This is a genomic window from Pseudogulbenkiania sp. AW2-16 (genome assembly GCF_056824575.1).
The window spans coordinates 1,891,324-1,909,697 of sequence record NZ_CP157668.1 but is presented as its reverse complement, the minus strand read 5'-3'; the positions used below and the strand labels follow the sequence as shown (position 1 = coordinate 1,909,697).

The 18,374-nt window shown below is 67.4% G+C and carries 14 protein-coding genes, 1 tRNA gene and 2 pseudogenes; 13 read left to right on the top strand and 4 right to left on the bottom strand.

What is annotated here, in order from left to right; translation table 11 throughout:
- Positions 1–211: 211 nt before the first annotated feature.
- A complete protein-coding gene (locus tag ABKF58_RS09290; RefSeq protein WP_008954930.1) occupies positions 212–625 on the bottom strand; it encodes a hypothetical protein in 414 nt (137 codons plus the stop codon).
- 224 nt (positions 626–849) lie between these two features.
- On the opposite strand from ABKF58_RS09290, the pseudogene fusA reads away from it, so the two are divergent.
- Positions 850–2,972, top strand: a pseudogene (gene fusA, locus ABKF58_RS09285) (elongation factor G).
- Between the two features lie 21 nt (positions 2,973–2,993).
- On the opposite strand, the gene ABKF58_RS09280 reads toward fusA, so the two are convergent.
- Positions 2,994–3,311, bottom strand: coding sequence for a DUF190 domain-containing protein (locus tag ABKF58_RS09280; RefSeq protein WP_008954927.1), 318 nt, complete (start codon positions 3,309–3,311; stop codon positions 2,994–2,996).
- 296 nt (positions 3,312–3,607) lie between these two features.
- Here ABKF58_RS09280 and osmF point away from each other — a divergent pair, with 296 nt between their 5' ends.
- The 4 genes from osmF to ABKF58_RS09260 all read left to right on the top strand — a co-directional run bounded on the left by osmF (position 3,608) and on the right by ABKF58_RS09260 (position 7,535).
- A complete protein-coding gene (gene osmF, locus ABKF58_RS09275; RefSeq protein WP_014088211.1) occupies positions 3,608–4,534 on the top strand; it encodes a glycine betaine ABC transporter substrate-binding protein OsmF in 927 nt (308 codons plus the stop codon).
- A gap of 114 nt (positions 4,535–4,648) precedes the next feature.
- Positions 4,649–5,794: an ABC transporter permease gene (locus ABKF58_RS09270; protein ID WP_482584213.1), complete on the top strand. Its 1,146-nt coding sequence runs from the start codon at positions 4,649–4,651 to the stop codon at positions 5,792–5,794.
- Positions 5,791–6,723: an ABC transporter ATP-binding protein gene (locus ABKF58_RS09265; protein ID WP_482584212.1), complete on the top strand. Its 933-nt coding sequence runs from the start codon at positions 5,791–5,793 to the stop codon at positions 6,721–6,723. Before ABKF58_RS09270 ends, ABKF58_RS09265 begins: the two co-directional genes overlap by 4 nt.
- Entirely contained in the window at positions 6,720–7,535 is an 816-nt protein-coding gene (locus ABKF58_RS09260) for an ABC transporter permease (protein ID WP_482584211.1), read from the top strand. Before ABKF58_RS09265 ends, ABKF58_RS09260 begins: the two co-directional genes overlap by 4 nt.
- A 53-nt stretch (positions 7,536–7,588) precedes the next feature.
- Here the strand turns inward: ABKF58_RS09260 and ABKF58_RS09255 are convergent, their stop codons facing one another.
- On the bottom strand, positions 7,589–9,037 hold the full coding sequence (locus ABKF58_RS09255) for an acetyl-CoA hydrolase/transferase family protein (RefSeq protein ID WP_482584210.1): 1,449 nt from the start codon (positions 9,035–9,037) through the stop codon (positions 7,589–7,591).
- Positions 9,038–9,407: 370 nt separating this feature from the next.
- On the opposite strand from ABKF58_RS09255, the gene ABKF58_RS09250 reads away from it, so the two are divergent.
- The 4 genes from ABKF58_RS09250 to ABKF58_RS09235 all read left to right on the top strand — a co-directional run bounded on the left by ABKF58_RS09250 (position 9,408) and on the right by ABKF58_RS09235 (position 13,560).
- The gene (locus ABKF58_RS09250) at positions 9,408–10,316 is read left to right on the top strand and encodes a LysR family transcriptional regulator (protein ID WP_482584209.1); all 909 of its coding nucleotides are present in this window, start codon (positions 9,408–9,410) and stop codon (positions 10,314–10,316) included.
- A gap of 161 nt (positions 10,317–10,477) precedes the next feature.
- On the top strand, positions 10,478–11,188 hold the full coding sequence (locus ABKF58_RS09245; RefSeq protein WP_482584208.1) for a Crp/Fnr family transcriptional regulator: 711 nt from the start codon (positions 10,478–10,480) through the stop codon (positions 11,186–11,188).
- Between the two features lie 84 nt (positions 11,189–11,272).
- Positions 11,273–11,346: transfer RNA gene (locus tag ABKF58_RS09240), tRNA-Gly, on the top strand.
- A gap of 60 nt (positions 11,347–11,406) precedes the next feature.
- A complete protein-coding gene (locus ABKF58_RS09235; RefSeq protein ID WP_482584207.1) occupies positions 11,407–13,560 on the top strand; it encodes an AsmA family protein in 2,154 nt (717 codons plus the stop codon).
- A 250-nt stretch (positions 13,561–13,810) separates the two neighbouring features.
- On the opposite strand, the gene ABKF58_RS09230 is transcribed toward ABKF58_RS09235, so the two are convergent.
- Positions 13,811–15,778 (bottom strand): monovalent cation:proton antiporter family protein, encoded by a 1,968-nt coding sequence (locus tag ABKF58_RS09230; RefSeq protein ID WP_482584206.1) that lies wholly within the window; start codon positions 15,776–15,778, stop codon positions 13,811–13,813.
- Between the two features lie 107 nt (positions 15,779–15,885).
- On the opposite strand from ABKF58_RS09230, the gene ABKF58_RS09225 reads away from it, so the two are divergent.
- The 4 genes and pseudogenes from ABKF58_RS09225 to ABKF58_RS09210 form a co-directional block, all read left to right on the top strand.
- Complete coding sequence (locus tag ABKF58_RS09225) at positions 15,886–16,866, top strand: KpsF/GutQ family sugar-phosphate isomerase (protein WP_008954917.1); 981 nt, start codon at positions 15,886–15,888, stop codon at positions 16,864–16,866.
- 8 nt (positions 16,867–16,874) lie between these two features.
- A complete protein-coding gene (kdsC, locus tag ABKF58_RS09220) occupies positions 16,875–17,399 on the top strand; it encodes a 3-deoxy-manno-octulosonate-8-phosphatase KdsC (RefSeq protein WP_008954916.1) in 525 nt (174 codons plus the stop codon).
- Positions 17,396–17,959, top strand: a complete 564-nt coding sequence (gene lptC, locus ABKF58_RS09215; protein WP_008954915.1) for an LPS export ABC transporter periplasmic protein LptC — start codon at positions 17,396–17,398, stop codon at positions 17,957–17,959. The genes kdsC and lptC overlap by 4 nt, the downstream gene beginning before the upstream one ends.
- Positions 17,934–18,203, top strand: a pseudogene (locus ABKF58_RS09210) (LptA/OstA family protein); the annotation flags it as partial. The gene lptC and the pseudogene ABKF58_RS09210, both read left to right, overlap by 26 nt.
- Between the last annotated feature and the right edge of the window lie 171 nt (positions 18,204–18,374).

The following is an 18,374-nucleotide window of genomic DNA, read 5'->3' as shown; positions in this document are numbered from 1 at the left end:
CGCGTCTCCTGAGGCGCGCGCGGCCGCGACGACGGGCCGCGCGGGTCGTGAAAAAGAAGACGGCCATGATATACAGTCGACAATGAAAAGGCACCCCTGGCGCCACGCCGGGGTTCAGGCGAGCCCCGACGGATCCAAGTGGCCGGAAACAGGAAGGAGGCGGTATCCGCTGGAGGACGGCAAGGCCGCCCCCCGCGTCACGCCCGTGGCACTACCAGTAGAACGACAGGCTGGTGGCGCCGCCGCCCAGCCGTACCTTGCGGCTCTGCGCCTGCTCCTGGTAGCGGGCGCTGACCTGATACTGGCCACGGGGCAGCTTGGCGTAGAGCAGCGGCCCGTCCGCGACGGTGTCGAGCACGGTGTCGCCGTGGGCATTCTTGACCACCACCGCGACCGACGACAGGTACTCGCCGCTGCCCTTGGCGGCAAACAGCAGTTGCAGATTGTAGTCGCGGCGCGCCTCGTGCATCGCCGCCAGCTCGTCGTCGCCGATGCCGCCGCTGACGAAGCTCACCTCGCCCTGGGTCTGCACCTTGGGCAGGGCCGTCGTGTCGGCCCAGGCCGGAGCGCTGCCCAGCCAGGCCATCACCACCACCGCCAGTACGCTTTTCTGCCTGTTCGTCATGATTTGTTTCTCCTATGGCAGTTGAACACAAACGGCCCGCCAGCCCCGGACAGGGAAACTACACTCAATACAAGCGCGTCCGGCGGCAAGACCGCGTCGGTCACCACACGCACCTACGAACCGCTTAGTCGCCGGCAGCGGCGTCATGGTTCCCCTGGTGCGCCGTCCGCCCGCGCCACGCGCCCGTCGGGCCCCTATCCGCCAACCCCAGCGAGGAACGCACCATGTCGCGGCAAACGCCCCTCGAACGCTATCGCAACATCGGCATCAGCGCCCACATCGACGCCGGCAAGACCACCACCACCGAGCGCATCCTGTTCTACACCGGGGTCAGCCACAAGATGGGCGAGGTGCATGAAGGCGCGGCGGTGATGGACTGGATGGCGCAGGAGCAGGAGCGCGGCATCACCATCACCTCGGCCGCCACCACCTGCTTCTGGAAGGGCATGGCCGGGCAGTACCCGCAGCACCGCATCAACATCATCGACACCCCGGGCCACGTCGACTTCACCATCGAGGTGGAGCGCTCGCTGCGCGTGCTGGACGGGGCGGTGATGCTGTACGACGCGGTGGGCGGGGTGCAGCCGCAGTCCGAGACGGTGTGGCGCCAGGCCAACAAGTACCACGTGCCGCGCCTGGCCTTCGTCAACAAGATGGACCGCGTCGGTGCCGACTTCTTCCGCGTGCAGCGCCAGATCCGCGAACGCCTGAACGGGCGCGCCGTGCCAATCCAGCTGCCGTTCGGCAGCGAAGACGCCTTCCACGGCGTGATCGACCTGGTGAAGATGCGCCTCATCGTCTGGGACGACGCCAGCCAGGGGGTGAAATTCGACGAGCGCGAGATTCCGCCGGCGCTGCGCGCCGAGGCCGAGAGCTGGCGCGACAAGATGATCGAGGCCGCCGCCGAAGCCAGCGAGGAGCTCACCAACCGCTACCTCGAGCGCGGCACGTTGGCCGAAGACGAGATCCGCCAGGGGCTGCGCCAGCTCACCATCCGCGGCGAGATCGTGCCGCTGCTGTGCGGCTCGGCGTTCAAGAACCGCGGCGTGCAGGCGCTGCTCGACGCCGTGATCGACTACCTGCCCTCCCCCTCGAGATTCCGCCGGTGAGCGGCATCGACGCCCAGGGCCAGGCGGTGACGCGCCACGCCCGCGACGACGAGCCGTTCGCCGCGCTCGCCTTCAAGATCATGACCGACCCCTACGTCGGCCAGCTCACCTTCCTGCGCGTCTATTCCGGCCTGCTGCGCTCCGGCGACAGCGTCTACAACCTGGCGCGCGACAAGAAGGAACGCATCGGCCGGCTGCTGCAGATGCACGCCAACCACCGCGAGGAGGTGAAGGAGGTGATGGCCGGCGACATCGTCGCCGCGGTCGGCCTCAAGGAAGTCACCACCGGCGACACGCTGTCGAGCCCGGACGCCGTCGTCGCGCTGGAGCGCATCGTGTTTCCCGAACCGGTCATCGCCCAGGCGGTGGAGCCCAAGACCAAGGCCGACCAGGAGAAGATGGCGCTGGCACTGCAGCGGCTGGCCCAGGAAGACCCCTCGTTCCACGTCTACAGCGACGAGGAATCGGGCCAGACCATCATCTCCGGCATGGGTGAGCTGCACCTGGAAATCCTGGTCGACCGGCTGCGCCGCGAGTTCGGCGTCAGCGCCAGCGTCGGCCAGCCGCAGGTGGCGTATCGCGAGACCATCGCCCGCCCCAGCCCCGAGGTCGAGGGCAAGTTCATCCGCCAGTCCGGCGGCCACGGCCAGTACGGCCACGTGGTGCTGAAGCTGGAGCCGCGCCCGCGCGGCGCCGGCTTCGAGTTCGTCGACGCCATCAAGGGCGGGGTGATCCCGCGCGAATTCATCCCGGCGGTGCAGAAAGGCATCATCGAGGCGCTGGCCAACGGCGTGCTGGCCGGCTACCCGGTGGTCGACGTCAAGGCGTCGTTGGTGTTCGGCTCCTACCACGACGTCGACTCCAGCGAGAACGCCTTCAAGATCGCCGCCGCCCAGGCCCTGCGCGACGGCCTGCGCCAGGCCGGGCCGGAGCTGCTGGAGCCGGTGATGGCGGTGGACGTGGAAACCCCGGAGGAGAAAATGGGGGACGTCATGGGCGACCTCACCGGCCGGCGCGGCGTGATCCAGGGCATGGACGACCTGCCCGGCGGCAGCGGCAAGAGCATCCGCGCCGAGGTGCCGCTCGCGGAGATGTTCGGCTACTCCACCGCGCTGCGCTCGCTGACCCAGGGCCGCGCCACCTACAGCATGGAGTTCCACCACTACGCCCCGGTGCCGGCAGCGCTGCAGCAGGCGCTGGTGAGCGGCATGGGGCGGACGCTGCCGGGACGCGGCTGAGAGGCCGTCGCCGGCGCGGCCTCACTCCTCGCCGGTCACGCCGAACTCGATCGGGGTCTTGATGTAGAAGATGCGCAGGTTTTCTTCGCGCAGCCGGGCAAAGAAACAGTCGGCCTCTTCCGCCGTCACCGCCATGGTGATCTCCAGCGGCTGGTCGGCCAGTTCGAAGAAACGCGACGAGTGCAGACGCCGGGCGTGGCCGAAGCCCTCCGCTGCGGACAGCAGGGTGGCGCCGCGGATACCGAGGTGACGGGCCTCGTCGAGCAGCCACTGCGCCAGTGCGCGGCGGCCATGCAGACGGTCTTGCACGGTAAAGAATGACAACTGGTAGCCGATCATCACCGTTCCTCCTTTTGCTGTGGCCGATCGGCCAGACAAACGGCAACCCGCCGGCCTTGGCCGGCGGCCCCTACGAGTATAGGCCGCACGTCAAATCCTTACCGGAGGCAATGGCGACGCCCCATCGTCATTGCCCAAGTCATGCGCCTTCCTGGCAATGGCGGATTCCGTTTCTTACTCTTAATAGCATCACCGACGCCATCCCGGTGGGCCCGCTCGCAAAGATGCCGGCAGCCGAACGTGCCCGCCGGGAATGCGCAACACCGAATAACCATCGTCCATCCAAGGGGAACACCATGTCATCTCGCACCACGCTGCGCCGCTGCGCCGCCCTCGCCCTGGCGGGCATGCTCTGGTCGGCGCACAGCCCGGCGGCAGAAGGACTGCGCGTCGGCTCCAAGATCGATACCGAAGGCTCGCTGCTGGGCAACCTCATCCTGCAGACGCTCGAGGCCCACGGCATCAAGACGGTCAACCGCCTGCAACTGGGCAACACCAAGGTGATCCGCGAGGCCATCACCTCGGGCGAGGTGGACATCTACCCCGAGTACACCGGCAACGGCGCCTTCTTCTTCAGCGACGAAAAGAATCCGGTGTGGAAAAACGCCAAGGCCGGCTACGAGCGGGTCAAGGCGCTGGATTTCGAGAAGAACCGCATCGTCTGGCTGACGCCGTCGCCGGCCAACAACACCTGGGCCATCGCCATCCGCAAGGACGTCGCCAGCGCCAACAAGCTCAAGACCCTGGCCGACCTGGGACAATGGATCAGCAAGGGCGGCAACTTCAAGCTCGCGGCCTCGGCCGAATTCATCGAACGGCCCGACGCCCTGCCCGCCTTCGAGCAGGCCTACGGCTTCAAGCTGAAGCAGGACCAGTTGCTGACCCTGGCCGGCGGCGACACCTCGGTCACCATCAAGGCGGCGGCGGAAAAGACCTCGGGGGTGAACGCCGCCATGGCCTACGGCACCGACGGCCCGGTCGCCGCACTCGGCCTGGTGACGCTGGACGACGTGCGCGGGGTGCAGCCGATCTACGCCCCCACCCCGATCATCCGCAGCGAAGCCCTGGGCAAGTACCCCAAGGTGCGCGAGCTGCTCAAGCCGGTGTTCCTGTCGCTCGACGGAGCGACGCTGCAGAAGCTCAACGGCCAGATCGCCATCGAGGGGCAGGATGCGCGCAAGGTGGCCGCCAGCTATCTCAAGAGCAAAGGCTTCGTAAAATAGGCGCTCCTGTCATCCGGTGGCGACGCCTGCAGCACGCGAGCCTGGGCGCCACCCGCGCGGCGTTGACTCGTCCGCCGACCGGGATAATAGGCCCAGGGCAAACCGGGATCCGGCATGGCCGTCCGTAACCCCGTGCCGCTGCTGCTGGTCGGCCTGATGCTGCTCGCGGCCTGGACCCTGCCGCTGCTCAGCCACGCCCCCAACCGGCTGCTCAGCGGCCACGGCATCCTGCTCGCGACGCTGCTCCACGGCCCCCGCCTGCTGCTGTTGCTGCCCGCCTTGCCCCTGCTGGCGGCACCGTGGCTACCGCCCTGGCGCGGCTGTAGCGTGCTGCTGGCTAGCGCCGCCAGCCTGTGGCTCGCCGCCCTCACCGCACTGGCCGGCGCCGAGGCCGCCCGGCTCAGCGGCGGGGCCGACACGCTGGCGCGCACCTCGCTCGGCGGCGGCTACTGGGCCTTGTTCATCCTGGGCGCGCTGCTCGCCAACGACGCCTTGCGCCGCCTCGGCGGCGCCGGCAGCCGCCTGGCGCTGGTACAGCTCGCGTTCTACCTTCCGCTGCTGGCGCTGTTGCTGTCGGGCCGGCTGGAGGCGCTGTCACTGCTCAAGGAATACGCCAATCACCGCGACAGCTTCGACGAAGCGCTGGGGCGCCATCTGCAGCTGGTGGGACTGACGCTGCTGCCGGCCGGGGTGGGCGGTGCGGCGCTGGGGCTGTGGGCATTCCGCCGGCCACGCGCCCGGGGCGTGTTGTTCGCCGCCCTCAACATCGTCCAGACCGTCCCCTCGCTCGCCCTGTTCGGCCTGTTGATCGCACCGCTCGCCGCGCTGGGCCGGCTGCTGCCCGGTTCGGGCCTGGCCGGCATCGGCTTGCCGCCGGCCTTGCTGGCGCTGACCCTGTACGGCTTGCTGCCGATGGCGCGCAGCACGCTGGCGGGGCTGCAGCAGATTCCGGACGGCGTGCTGGAGGCCGCGCGCGGCATGGGACTCAGCGCCGGGCAGCGCTGGCGGCGCGTCGAGCTGCCGCTGGCCCTGCCGGTGCTGATCTCCGGCCTGCGCGTGACCGCGATCCAGGCGGTGGGGCTGGCCCAGCTCGCCGCCCTGATCGGCGCCGGCGGTTTCGGCGCCATCATGTTCCAGGGCCTGTCGGGCAGCGCGCTCGACCTGGTGTTGCTGGGGGTGATCCCGGTGGTGGTGCTGGCGGTCGCCGTGGACGCGTTGTTCAAGCTGCTGCTGTCGCTGCTGGAGGTCGGCCCGCGATGATCGAGTTTGCCCAGGTGAGCAAGTCCTTCGATGGCCAGCGCGCGGTGGACGCGCTGGACCTGGTGATTCCGCAGGGGGAACTCGCCGTGCTGATCGGCACCTCGAGGTCGGGCAAGTCCACCACGCTGAAGATGATCAACCGCCTGGTGGAGTACGACAGCGGCACGCTGCGTTTCGCCGGCGAGGACGTGCGGCGCTTCCGCCCGGAAACCCTACGCCGGCGCATGGGCTACGCCATTCAGTCGATCGGGCTGTTCCCGCACTGGACGGTGGAGCAGAACATCGCCACGGTGCCGCAGCTCTTGAACTGGCCGAAGCCGCGCATCCGCGACCGCGTCACCGAGCTGCTGACGCTGCTGCACCTGGAGCCCGAGCAGTATCGCCGGCGCTTTCCGCACCAGTTGTCGGGCGGCCAGCAGCAGCGCGTCGGCGTGGCGCGGGCGCTCGCCGCCGACCCCGACGTGCTGCTGATGGACGAGCCGTTCGGCGCGCTCGACCCGGTGACGCGTGCCGCGCTGCAGGACGAACTGCGGCGCATCCACGCGCTGTCGGGCAAGACCATCGTGCTGGTGACCCACGACATCGACGAGGCACTCGGCCTGGCGCAACGCATCGTGCTGCTAGAGCGCGGCCGCATCGTGCAGCAGGGCAGCCCGCTGGAACTGCTGACCCGCCCGGCCAGCGACGCGGTGCGCGACTTCATCGGCCGCAGCGACATCGGCATCAAGCTGTTGGCGCTGGAACGCGTGGCGGCACGCGCCCGGCCGGGCGAAGCGGCGGCGGGCGAGCCGATCGCAGCCGGGGCCACGCTGCGCGAGGCGCTGTCAGCCTTCGTCACGCGCGGCGTGGAGCGGCTGCCGGTGATCGACGCGCAGGGGCGCCCGGCGGGCACGCTGCACTTTGCCGACCTGCTGCCGCCGGCGCCATGAGCAGACCGCCCCAAGGTTGGCCGAAGACCCTGCGACGGTGGGCATGCACGCCGCTATCCTGCAGCCTCGCCGCGCTGCTGGCGCTGACCCTGGGCATGCCGGCCTTGCGCCCGCTGTTCGCCGCGCTGTTTCCCGAACTGGACCGCCCCATCTACCAGCAAGACAGTTTTGCCGCGCTGGTGCTGGCCCACGTCTCGCTGGTGGCGGCGTCCAGCGCCGTCGCCATCGTGGCGGGGAGCGTGCTCGGCCTCGCGGTCTGCCGCCCCGCCGGCCGGGCGTTCCGGCCGCTGTTGGAATCGCTGCTGGCGATGAGCCAGTCTTTCCCGCCGGTCGCGGTGCTGGCGGTGGCGGCGCCGCTGATCGGCTTCGGCGAAGCGCCGGCACTGATCGCCCTGGTGCTGTACGGCGTGCTGCCGATCGCCCAGGGCACCCTGGCCGGGCTCGACGCGGTGCCGGCTGCGACGCGCGAAGTGGCGCAGGGGCTGGGGTTCGCCCCCTGGCAGGCGCTGTGGCGGGTGGAGTTGCCGCTGGCCGCCCCGGTGATCCTGGCCGGCGTGCGCACCTCGGTGGTGATCAACATCGGCACCGCCACCATCGCCTCGACGGTGGGCGCCAAGACCCTGGGCTCGCCCATCATCGTCGGCCTGAGCGGCTTCAATACCGCCTACGTGATCCAGGGCGCGGTGCTGGTGGCGCTGCTGGCCATCTGCTGCGACCAGCTGTTCGAGCGCCTGCAACGGCGCCTGAGCGCCTGGCAGCCGACGGCAGGCGCCTCCGCCGAAACCGCCCCGCCACCGATCACAGGACACTGACACGACAGGAAAGCGCCGCGCCCCGCGCGATGGTCAACGTGCTGCTGCCGTCCTCACCGGGGCAGCATCGAACCGCTGTCGCGCAAGCGGATATGCATCTCGTAGGCGCGCTCCAGCGCGTGCGGGGTCTGGCCGCCGTATTTCAGGGCGTCCTGGTAGTAGTCGCGCAGCAGGTCGCGGTAGGCCGGATGCGCGCAGTTCTCCACGATCAGCTTGACCCGTTCACGCGGCGCCAGCGTGCGCAGGTCGGCCAGTCCTTGTTCCGTGACGATCAGGTCGACGTCGTGCTCGTTGTGATCCACGTGCGGCACCATCGGCACGATGCTCGACACCTTGCCGCCCTTAGCCACCGACTTGGTGGCGAAAATCGCCAGGGAGGCGTTGCGCGCGAAATCGCCGGAGCCGCCGATGCCATTCATCATGTGCGTGCCGTAGACGTGGGTGGAGTTGACGTTGCCGTAGATGTCCGCCTCCAGCGCGGTATTGAGCGCGATCAGGCCGAGACGACGGATCACCTCGGGATGGTTGCTCACCTCCTGCGGCCGCAGCACCAGCTTGTCGCGGTAGCGCGCCAGGTTCTGGAACACCTGCTGCTGCATCGGCTGCGACACGGTAATGGACGAGCCGGAGGCAAAATCCATCTTGCCCGCGTCCATCAGTTCGAAGGTGGAATCCTGCAGCACCTCGGAATACATCGTCAGGTGCTCGAACGGCGACTGCAAAAAGCCCTTCAGCACCGCGTTGGCGATGGTGCCGATGCCGGACTGGATCGCCGGCAGGCGCGCCGGCATCCGCCCGCGCTTGACCTCGTGCGTGAAAAACTCGATCAGGTGATTGGCGATGGCCTGGGTTTCCGCGTCGGCCGGCTGCACCGTGGAGGCGCTGTCCGGCGTGTCGGTGATGATGATGGCGGCGATCTTCTCCGGCGGAATCTTGACCGTGGTGCGTCCCACGCGGTCCGAGACGTTGACGATGGGCAGCGGCTCGCGGTGCGGACGATGACCCGGAATCCAGATGTCGTGCATGCCCTCGAATTCGACCGGCTGCGCCAGGTTGATCTCGACGATGACCTTGTCCGCCAGGATCGCGAAGCTCGCGGAGTTGCCGACCGACGAGCTCGGCACGATGCTGCCGTCCTCGCTGATTGCCACCGCCTCGATCACCGCGACGTCGAGCCGGCCGAACTGCCCGGCGCGCAGGAACTCCACGGTCTCGGACAGGTGCTGGTCGACGAACATCACCTCGCCGCGGTTGATGGCCGAGCGCAACGTGGCGTCCACCTGGAACGGCAGCCGCCGCGCCAGCAGACCGGCCTCGGTGAGCGCCTTGTCCGAATCGTGCCCGAGCGAGGCGCCGGTGATCAGGGTGATCTTCATCGGCTGCTCCCGGGCCCGCTTGGCCAGGGCCACCGGCATGTCCTTGGCGTCGCCGGCGCGGGTGAACCCGCTCATGCCCACCACCATGCCATCCTGCACCAGCGTGGCGGCCTCGTCCGCGCTCATGACGCGATCCTTGAGCGCGCGCATACGAATACGGTCTTGATACATTCCTTGCTGTCTCCTCATGGGCTGTGTTGCCGGCGCCCGCCCCACCCCGGGTCGTGGCGCCGATGCGCCGCGCGGCATCGCATGAAGTGTTGTTATGGCGAAGCCCGCGGCCAGACAGTTGGCGCCCACGGCACCGGTCGGGGCGCTTGGCCGCCCCCTTGCCCCACCGGCAGCGCCATGCACCAGGCCGTGTGCGCCAACTGTCTGCGGAGCAGTGTAGCCATCCGGATCGCACACATCCAATATATTGAAATTGCCATTTCCATATTTAAAATATATGGTTAGCGCTGTGACCCGACCCACCCAGCTCAGGACCCCGCCCCTCATGGAACTCCGTCATCTGCGCTATTTCATCGCCATCGCCGAGGAACAGAATTTCACCCGCGCCGCCGAACGTCTTGGCATCCAGCAACCCCCGCTGAGCCAGCAGATCCGCCAGCTCGAACAGGAACTCGGCACGCCCTTGTTCCGGCGTCTCACGCGCAAGGTGGAACTGACCGAAGCCGGGGCGTCGTTCCTGAGCGATGCCCGCGCCATCCTGGAGCAGGTCGAGCGCGCCAAAAACAGCGTCCAGCGCTTCTCGCGGGGAGAAGCCGGCCGCATCCGCATCGGCTTTGCCGGCGCCACCTATTTCCAGCCGGAGGTAACGGCGCTGATCCGCGATTACCGCGCCCGCTACCCCGGGGTGCAGCTGCTGCCGGAGCAAAGCAACACGGCGCTGCTGGTGGAAGGACTGCGCAGCGGCGAGATCGATGTCGCCTTCGTGCGCCCGCCGATCGGCGGCGCGGACGGCCTGAACACCCAGTTGCTGGTGGAAGAAGACATGCTGGTGGCGCTGCCCGCGGCGCACCGCTTGAGTCGGCAGGCAGCGCTGCCGCTGTCCGCGCTGGCGGAGGAAACCTTCATCCTGTTTCCGCGCGCGATCAGCCCGGGGCTCTACGACAACCTGATCTCGGCGTTTCACCAGGCCGGCTTCAGCCCCCGGCTCGGGCAGGAGGCGCCGCAGATTGCCTCGATCGTCCCGATGATCGACGCCGGTTTCGGCATATCGCTCGTGCCCCGTTCCGTAAGCCAGATCCGCACCGAAGGCGTCCGCTACGTGCCGATCACGGCCCCCGTTCCCGCCGCGCCGATCGGCCTTGCCTACCGGCAGGACCAGCACTCGGTGGCCTTGGCGCATTTTGTCGCCCTGGCACGCGAGAAACGGCCGCACGCGCCGGCGCGGCCGGAGTAGCACTTTCCACACAGAAAGACCTTGATCATCCTGTCTGTTGCCAGAAATCCACCCGATTTGATCGTGATCAACAGCCTACCGGCGAGTCGGTGTCAGAGTTGCAAATGGGAAATATTGCATCGGCAAGGGGGGGTGATTGCATGTCATATTCTGAGCACAATTTGAAGGGCATCCTGACCCACGCCTCGCTTTATCAAGCCTTGGATAACGCACAGCTCGAGCGGGTGGCTGCCGCCACAAAATGCATCAGACTCAAGAAAGACACGACGGTCGTTCAGCGCGGAGATGTTTCCCACGGCGTGTACTGGATTGTCTATGGCCAAGTATCCCTGACCTGCCTGTTTCTGAACGGAGGGGAAAAGGTCGTCGCGCTCCTGGATAGCAACAAGTGTTTCGGCATCGGTGAAATGCTGTTGAACAAGCCTTTCCTGACCAACGCGCTGACAACCGATGACGCCATGCTGCTGCTGACCCGGCCGGAACCGATTATGCAAATTGCACAGGAAAATTTTTCCTTTGCGCGCGAGATCATGACCTGCATGGGAAGGCAGTTCTACACCCTGATGGCCGATATCGAGAGTTACAGCCTCTTCTCGGCCAAGCAGAGGATGGTCCAATTTCTGATAAGACAGAGCAGCCGGCAGAATGATGCCGACACCGTGGAACTGCTGACCAACAAGAACTTGATCGCCTCACGGCTCAGCTTGACGCCGGAAACCTTCTCCCGGGTGCTGCGAGAGCTTTCGGATACCGGCGTGATATCGGTATCAGGAAAGCACATACACATACTCGATCGACAACAGATGGAGCTGTTGGCACCGGTACCGGCGCGCAACCTGCCCATGTCAACGCCACGAGTGCTGACCGTTTGAACGGGAATCCGCACTCCCCTGCGTCCTGATTCAGCTTGCCAAGCCCGGCAAAACCGGCTACATTCGCACGCTCAAAGCAAGTGCGCGGGTGTAGCTCAATGGTAGAGCAGAAGCTTCCCAAGCTTACGACGAGGGTTCGATTCCCTTCACCCGCTCCACGACACGTCCTTTGCCGCCCAGTCACTCGATGACGCCCAGGCCCCCACCGAGCAGAACGCATGAAATGGAACTCCGGCCGGCTTTGGCTCCGTATTACCGTCTATAGTCTCCTCGCGCTGCTGACCTTGCTGGTCGTGGTGCAATCGCTGATCCTCTGGAAGTTCGACGAACACGCCGTGCGCGAAACGCTGGGCCGCGTGCTGCAGGAACAACACCGCAACGTCACCGTCCGCGGCGCGATCAAGCCGCACGTGCTGCCCTTCCCCGGCCTCGACATCGACCGCATCGACATCAGCCAACCCGGCAACGCCACCCCCGCCATCACCGTCGACCATCTGGAAGCGCGCCTGGCCCGGCTGCCGCTGTTGTTTGGCGAACTCGAGGTAAGCAAGCTGCGCGTCGACGGCCTCAAGGTGCAGGTGGTGCGCCACCCCGACAGCAGCCTGTCCATCGCCGACCTGTTCCAGCGCCGCGATACCGGCCGCTTCCGCGTCAAGCTCGACACGCTGCGCCTGCGCGAGAGCGAACTCGATTATCTCGACGAATCGACCCAGCACCACCAGACCCTGAACACGCTCAGCCTGGATGCCGACGGCCTGCGCGGCGACGCCCACCTCAGCGTCGGCGCCCTGCTCAGCGGCGGCAGGCGTCCGCTGCGGCTGGCGCTGGAGACGCCGCTGACGATCCAGGACGACCAGGTCACGCTGAGCCAGCTGCAGGCGGTGGTGATGTCCGAAGTGGAAGGGCTGGGCGAAAGCAAGCTCAACGCCAACGGCCTGCTGCGCCTCAACTTCGCCGCCCTGCAGGCCACCGGCGAACAGCTGGCGCTGACCCTGAGCAGCGACAACCCCAAGAGCGGCTTCACCCTGCGCGTGCCGGCGTTCAGCGCCAGCTTCAAGGAAATCACCACGCCGCTGGCCACCCTCGACGGCCAGCTGACCTACGGCCAGACCCACTACGAAGCCGTGGCCCGCTTCGACAACGTCAAGCTCGACGAGGCCGGTCTCAACGCCGACCACATGGCGGGCGACTTCAGCTGGAGCGTCGGCCGCCAGCGCATCAACCTCAAGCTGAACGCCCCGTTCACCCTGCTGGGCATGAACCAGATCCGCATGCAGCCCTTGTCGCTGATGGCACAGGTGGTCACCCCGCTGCTGCCGCGCGGCCAGCTGGTCGCCAAGATGGACGGCGCGCTCGACGGCACCCTCGACGACGACCAGCTCAATCTGCGCGTGGCCGGCACGCTGGACGGCTCGGACATGGCGATCACGGTGAGCCAGTACGGCTTCCTCAAGCCGCGCCACGAGGCCACCGTCACCATCGGCAAGCTCGACCTCAACCGCTACCTGCCGGAGAGCAAGGACAACGCCGCGGTGGCGCTGTTCCAGGACACCCGGCCGATCCCACTCGACTGGCTCGACTACGTCGACCTGAGCGGCAAGGTCACCATCGGCGAACTGGCCTTCGGCCGCTTCCGCGTCAACGACGTCACCGCCAGCGTGCTGGCCACGCCGCAGCAGCTGGCGCTGGACCAGCTGAGCGCCAGCATCTACCAGGGGCGCCTGGAAGGCAGCGTGCGGCTGCAGCGCGAACAGAAGCCGAAGCTGGAACTGAAGCAGAAGCTCAACGCCATGCACATCCGTCCGCTGTTGCTCGACCTGTTCAACTTCAGCCGGCTGGACGGCGTCGGCAGCGGCGAGGTCGACGTCCGGGCGCAGGGCACCTCGTTCGCCGAGCTGCGCAACACCATGAGCGGTACGGTGGCGATGAGTCTCAACAAGGGGGCGCTGAGCGGCATCGACCTGGTGGCGGCGCTGAAGAATCTGCCCTCGGAGCTCAAGCAGTGGAACGGGGCGGCCAACCCCAACCAGAAGACCACCTTCTCCACACTGTCGGCCAGCCTGCAGCTGGAACAGGGCGTGGCGCGCAACCAGGACCTGAAGCTGGCATCGCAGCTGGTCAACGTCAGCGGCGGCGGCAAGCTCGACCTGATCCAGAGCATCATCGACTACACCCTCGACGTGCAGGCCAACCCGCACGAGTTCAGCCGGCTCAAGGGCGTCAACGTGCCGCTCAAGATCACCGGGCCGATCAACTCGCCGGTGTACGCGCTCGACTTCAACGCCATGGTCAAGGGCAAGAAGACCGAGAGCGAGAAGCAGGACGCGCTGAAGCAGCAGTTGAAGAAGCAGATCACCACCATCCTGCCGTAACGGCAGCAAGACGAAGGCCGCACCGGATAAACCGTTGCGGCCTTTTTTGCCCCCGTACCCCGCCTTCCATTCGCCGCAAAGGTTGGCCGAAGCCGAGGCCGGCAGCCTCGGCGCGCGTCAACGCCGTCGTCGCGAGCGCCGCCCGGCCGGTTCCAGCCGGACTGATTCGGCCAGGCGCAGCCGCTCCCGTGGCACGCGGCACGGCGCAGGACCTCGGCCGAGGCGGTGCCGTCGCTTTATCCGCCAGCGCTCAGCCCTGCAGCACGCGCGTCTCCGCCAGCGCCAGCTGCTCCGGCGTGCCCAGCACCACCAGCACGTCGTCCTGCATCACCTCGAACTCCGGCTCGATCTCGCTGCGGCGGATGTGGTGACGGCGCACCGCCTTCAGCTCCACCCCCAGGTCGTCCAGCCTGATCTCGCCCAGCGAATGGCCGATGGCCGCCGCCCCGGCGCACACCTGGATGCTCAAGAGGCGCGGCAACTGCGCCTCGTCCAGCCCCTCGGCGTCGTCGCTGGCACCGCGGAAGAAGCCCTTGAACAGGCTGTAGCGCTCCTCGCGCACCGCGCGGATGCGGCGCAGCACGCGGCTCAGCGGCACCCCGGTCACCATCAGTGCCTGGGTCGCCAACATCAGGCTGCCCTCCATCACCTCGGCCACCACCTCGTCGGCGCCAGCGCGGCGCAGCACGTCCATGTCGCTGTCGTCGACGGTGCGCACGATCACCGGCAGGTCGCTGCGCAAGGACTGCACCATGTTGAGGATGCGCAACGCGGCGTGGGTATCGGCGAAGGTCACCACCACCGCCTTGGCGCGCATCAGGCCGGCGGCGATCAGCACCTCCTTCTTGCCGGCGTCGCCGAACACCACCGGGTCGCCCGCCTCGCCCGCCTCGCGCACCCGGTCCGGGTCGAGGTCGAGCGCGAAGAACGGAATCGATTCGGTTTCCAGCAGACGGGCCAGAACCTGGCCGCTGCGGCCGTAGCCGCAGATCAGCACGTGATCGCTCTTCGACATGCTCTCCACCAGCATCTGGTGCAGGTTCAGCGCCTGCATCATCCAGTCCTGCTTGATCAGGCGGCGGGTGATCTTGTCGCCGTGCAGGATCAGGAACGGCGCCACCAGCATCGACAGCAGGATCGCGGCGATGGCGGCCTGCTCGGTCTGCGCCCCGATCAGCCCGAGCTTGCCCGACAGCGCCAGCAGCACGAAGCCGAATTCGCCGCCCTGCGCCAGCGCCAGCGCGCCGCGCATGGCGTCGTTGGCCTTGTGGCCGAAGGCACGCGCCAGCCCGAACACGATGCCGAGCTTGACCGGCACCAACAGCGCCACCAGCAGCAGCACTTCGCCGGCATGGGTGTACAGCACCGGCAACTGCACGCGCATGCCGACAGTGATGAAGAAGAAGCCCAACAGGATGTCGCGGAACGGCTTGATGTCCTCTTCCACCTGGTAGCGGTATTCGGTCTCCGAGATCAGCATGCCGGCGACGAAGGCCCCCAACGCCAGGCTCAGCCCGGACAGCTCGGTGAGGTAGGCCACCCCCAGCGTCACCAACAGCACATTGATCATGAACAGCTCGCCCGAACGCTGCCGCGCCACCAGGTGGAACCACGGCCGCATCAGACGTTGGCCGAAGGACAGCAACAGCGCCATCACCGCCACCACCTTCAGCGCCGCCAGGCCGAGATCCATGCCCAGCGTGGCGCTGCCGCCGGCAAAGGCCGGCAGCAGGATCAGCAGCGGCACCACCGCCAGGTCCTGGAACAGCAGCACGCCGATCGCCAGCTGGCCGTGCGGCTGGTTGAGCTCCAGGCGCTCGGTCAGCAGCTTGCTGACGATCGCGGTGGACGACATCGCAAGCGCCCCGCCCACGGCAAAGCCCGCCAGCACGGAATCGAACAGCGCGCCAATCACGCCGGCGATCAGCAGCAGGGTCGCCAGCACCTGCGCCAGGCCCACGCCGAACACCAGCTGGCGCATCGCCCTGAGCTTGGGCAGGGAAAATTCCAGCCCGATCGAGAACATCATGAACACGATGCCGATCTCACCCAGGAAGGCCGTCTCCTCGCCGTCCGGAATCAGCTGCATCACCCCCGGCCCCGCCAGGAAGCCCACCACCAGATAGCCCAACATCGGCGGCACCTTGAGGGTTCGGCACAGGGTGACGGCGAGGACGGCGCTCAACAACACGAGGACAATGGGCGCAAGCGAATGCATCGAGGATGGACTTTCCGGGGCGGTGAAGGGGTTGGCCAAACGCGCCCAAGCAAAAGATGCACCAGGCCGCGACTATTCGGATTATAACCTTGATATACTTTCACCTTATGAACAAGACAGTACAGCATGAGCGCCTGGAACAGGCGCAACGGGTACTCGAGATCGAGGCCGACGCCATCCTCGCGCTCCGCGCCCGGCTCGACGGCGCCTTCCTCGCGGCCATCGACGCCATCCTCGCCTGCGCCGGCCGCCTGGTCGTCACCGGCATCGGCAAGTCCGGCCACATCGGCCGCAAGATCGCCGCCACCCTGGCCAGCACCGGCACCCCGGCGTTCTTCGTGCACCCCGCCGAGGCCGCCCACGGCGACCTCGGCATGATCACCGACGGCGACGTGCTGCTGGCGCTGTCCAACTCCGGCGAGAGCGACGAGGTCATCGCGCTCCTGCCCGCGCTCAAGCGCAAGGACATCACCCTGATCGCCATGACCGGCCGTCCCGACTCCACGCTGGCGCGCGAAGCCGACATCCACCTCGACGCCGCGGTCGAGATGGAGGCCTGCCCGCTCGGCCTGGCGCCCACCTCCAGCACCACCGCGGCGCTGGCGCTGGGCGATGCGCTGGCGGTCACGCTGCTGGAGGCGCGCTCGTTCCGTGAAGAAGACTTCGCGCTGTCGCACCCCGGCGGCAGCCTGGGACGGCGTCTGCTGGTGCACGTGCGCGACCTGATGCACGCCGGCGACACCCTGCCGGTGGTGCAAAGCGGCACCACGCTCAAGGACGCCCTGCTGGAAATGACCCGCAAGGGGCTCGGCATGACCGCGGTGGTCGACGCTTCGGCCAACCTGGTCGGCATCTTCACCGACGGCGACCTGCGCCGCACCCTGGACAAGACCCTCGACCTCTCCGGCCTCGCCATCGACGACGTGATGTTCCGCCAGCCGCGCACCATCAGCGCCGAACGGCTGGCCTCGGAAGCGGTCAAGCTGATGGAAACCCACAAGGTCAACGGCCTGCTGGTCGTCGACGACGCCGGCCACCTGGTCGGCGCGCTCAATATGCACGACCTGCTCCAGGCCCGGATCGTATAAGGACACGCATGCAAACGATTCACGAACTCGCCCGCAAGGTGCAACTCCTGATCATGGACGTCGACGGCGTCCTCACCGACGGCCGCATCTTCTTCACCCCGGACGGTGAAGAAATCAAGGCCTTCAACACCCTCGACGGCCACGGCCTGAAGATGCTGCAGAGCACCGGCGTCAAGCTCGCCATTATCACCGGCCGCGCCGCGCGCTGCGTTGAGCACCGCGCACGCGGGCTGGGCATCGACTACTATTTCCAGGGCGTCGAGAACAAGGTCGGCGCGTTTCAGACCCTGCTCGCCCAAGCCGGCGTCGACGCCGACGCCTGCGCCTACATCGGCGACGATGTGGTCGACCTGCCGGTGATGCGCCGCGTCGGCCTCGCCGTGGCGGTGCCCGACGCCCCCAGCCTGGTGCGCCAGAACGCCCACTACGTCACCGGCTTCGGCGGCGGCCAGGGCGCGGTGCGCGAACTCTCCGAGCTCATCATGCAGGCCCAGGGCAGCTTCGATGAGGTGATGAACAGGTACCTGGCATGATCCTGCGCGCCCAGCGGCTGTTTCCCATCGTCCTCCTGGCCCTGACCGGCCTCTTGACGTTCTGGCTCGACCAGATCTCGCGCTGGACGCCGGAGACGCGCGCGCTCGACCCGAACAAGCCCGAATTCGTCGCCGAGCACTTCACCGCCCTGCGCTACGACACCACAGGCAAGGTACAAGACCAGCTCAGCGCCCAGCGCATGTGGCAGTACCCGGGCAAGGACGACCTGTTCTTCGACGCCCCCACGCTGCAGGTCTTCGCCGCCGGCGTGCTGCAGTACGACGTGCGCGGCCAGACCGGTCGTTACAACAACAAGACCCGCCAGGCCTTCTTCGACCGCCAGGTGACGCTGTTCAAGCCGGCCGACGCGCAGCGCCCGGAAACCCGCGTCGACACCTCGGTGATGTACGTCGACCTCGACAAGCGTCTGGCCCGCTCCGCGGCCCCGGTCACCATCCATTACGGCACGTCGGTAGCCCGTTCGGTCGGCTTCACCTACGACCAGCGCGCCGGCCTGCTGAAACTGCTCTCGAATGCAAGGGTCGTCTATGCGAAATAAATTCACCCTGACGCTGGCCGTGCTGGCCGGACTGTGCAGCGCCACGGCCGCTCTGGCGGAAAAAGCCGACCAGAGCAAACCGATCGAAATCAACGCCAACAGCGGCACCCTCGACCAGCTCAAAGGCCACACCGTGTGGGAAGGCAACGTCGTGGTGACGCAGGGCACGCTGCGCGTCAACGCCGACCGCGTCGTCGTCACCCGCGACGACAAGGGCAACCAGACGGTGCAGGCCACCGGCAAGGTGGTCACCTTCCGCCAGAAGATGGACGGCAAGGACGAATACATCGAAGGCCGAGGCCAGCCGCCTCGACTACACCGGCATCACCAACACCGCCGTGCTCACCGGCAACGCCCGCGTCAAGCGCGGCGAAGACCTGGTGATCGGCGACGTCATCACCTACAACACCCAGAG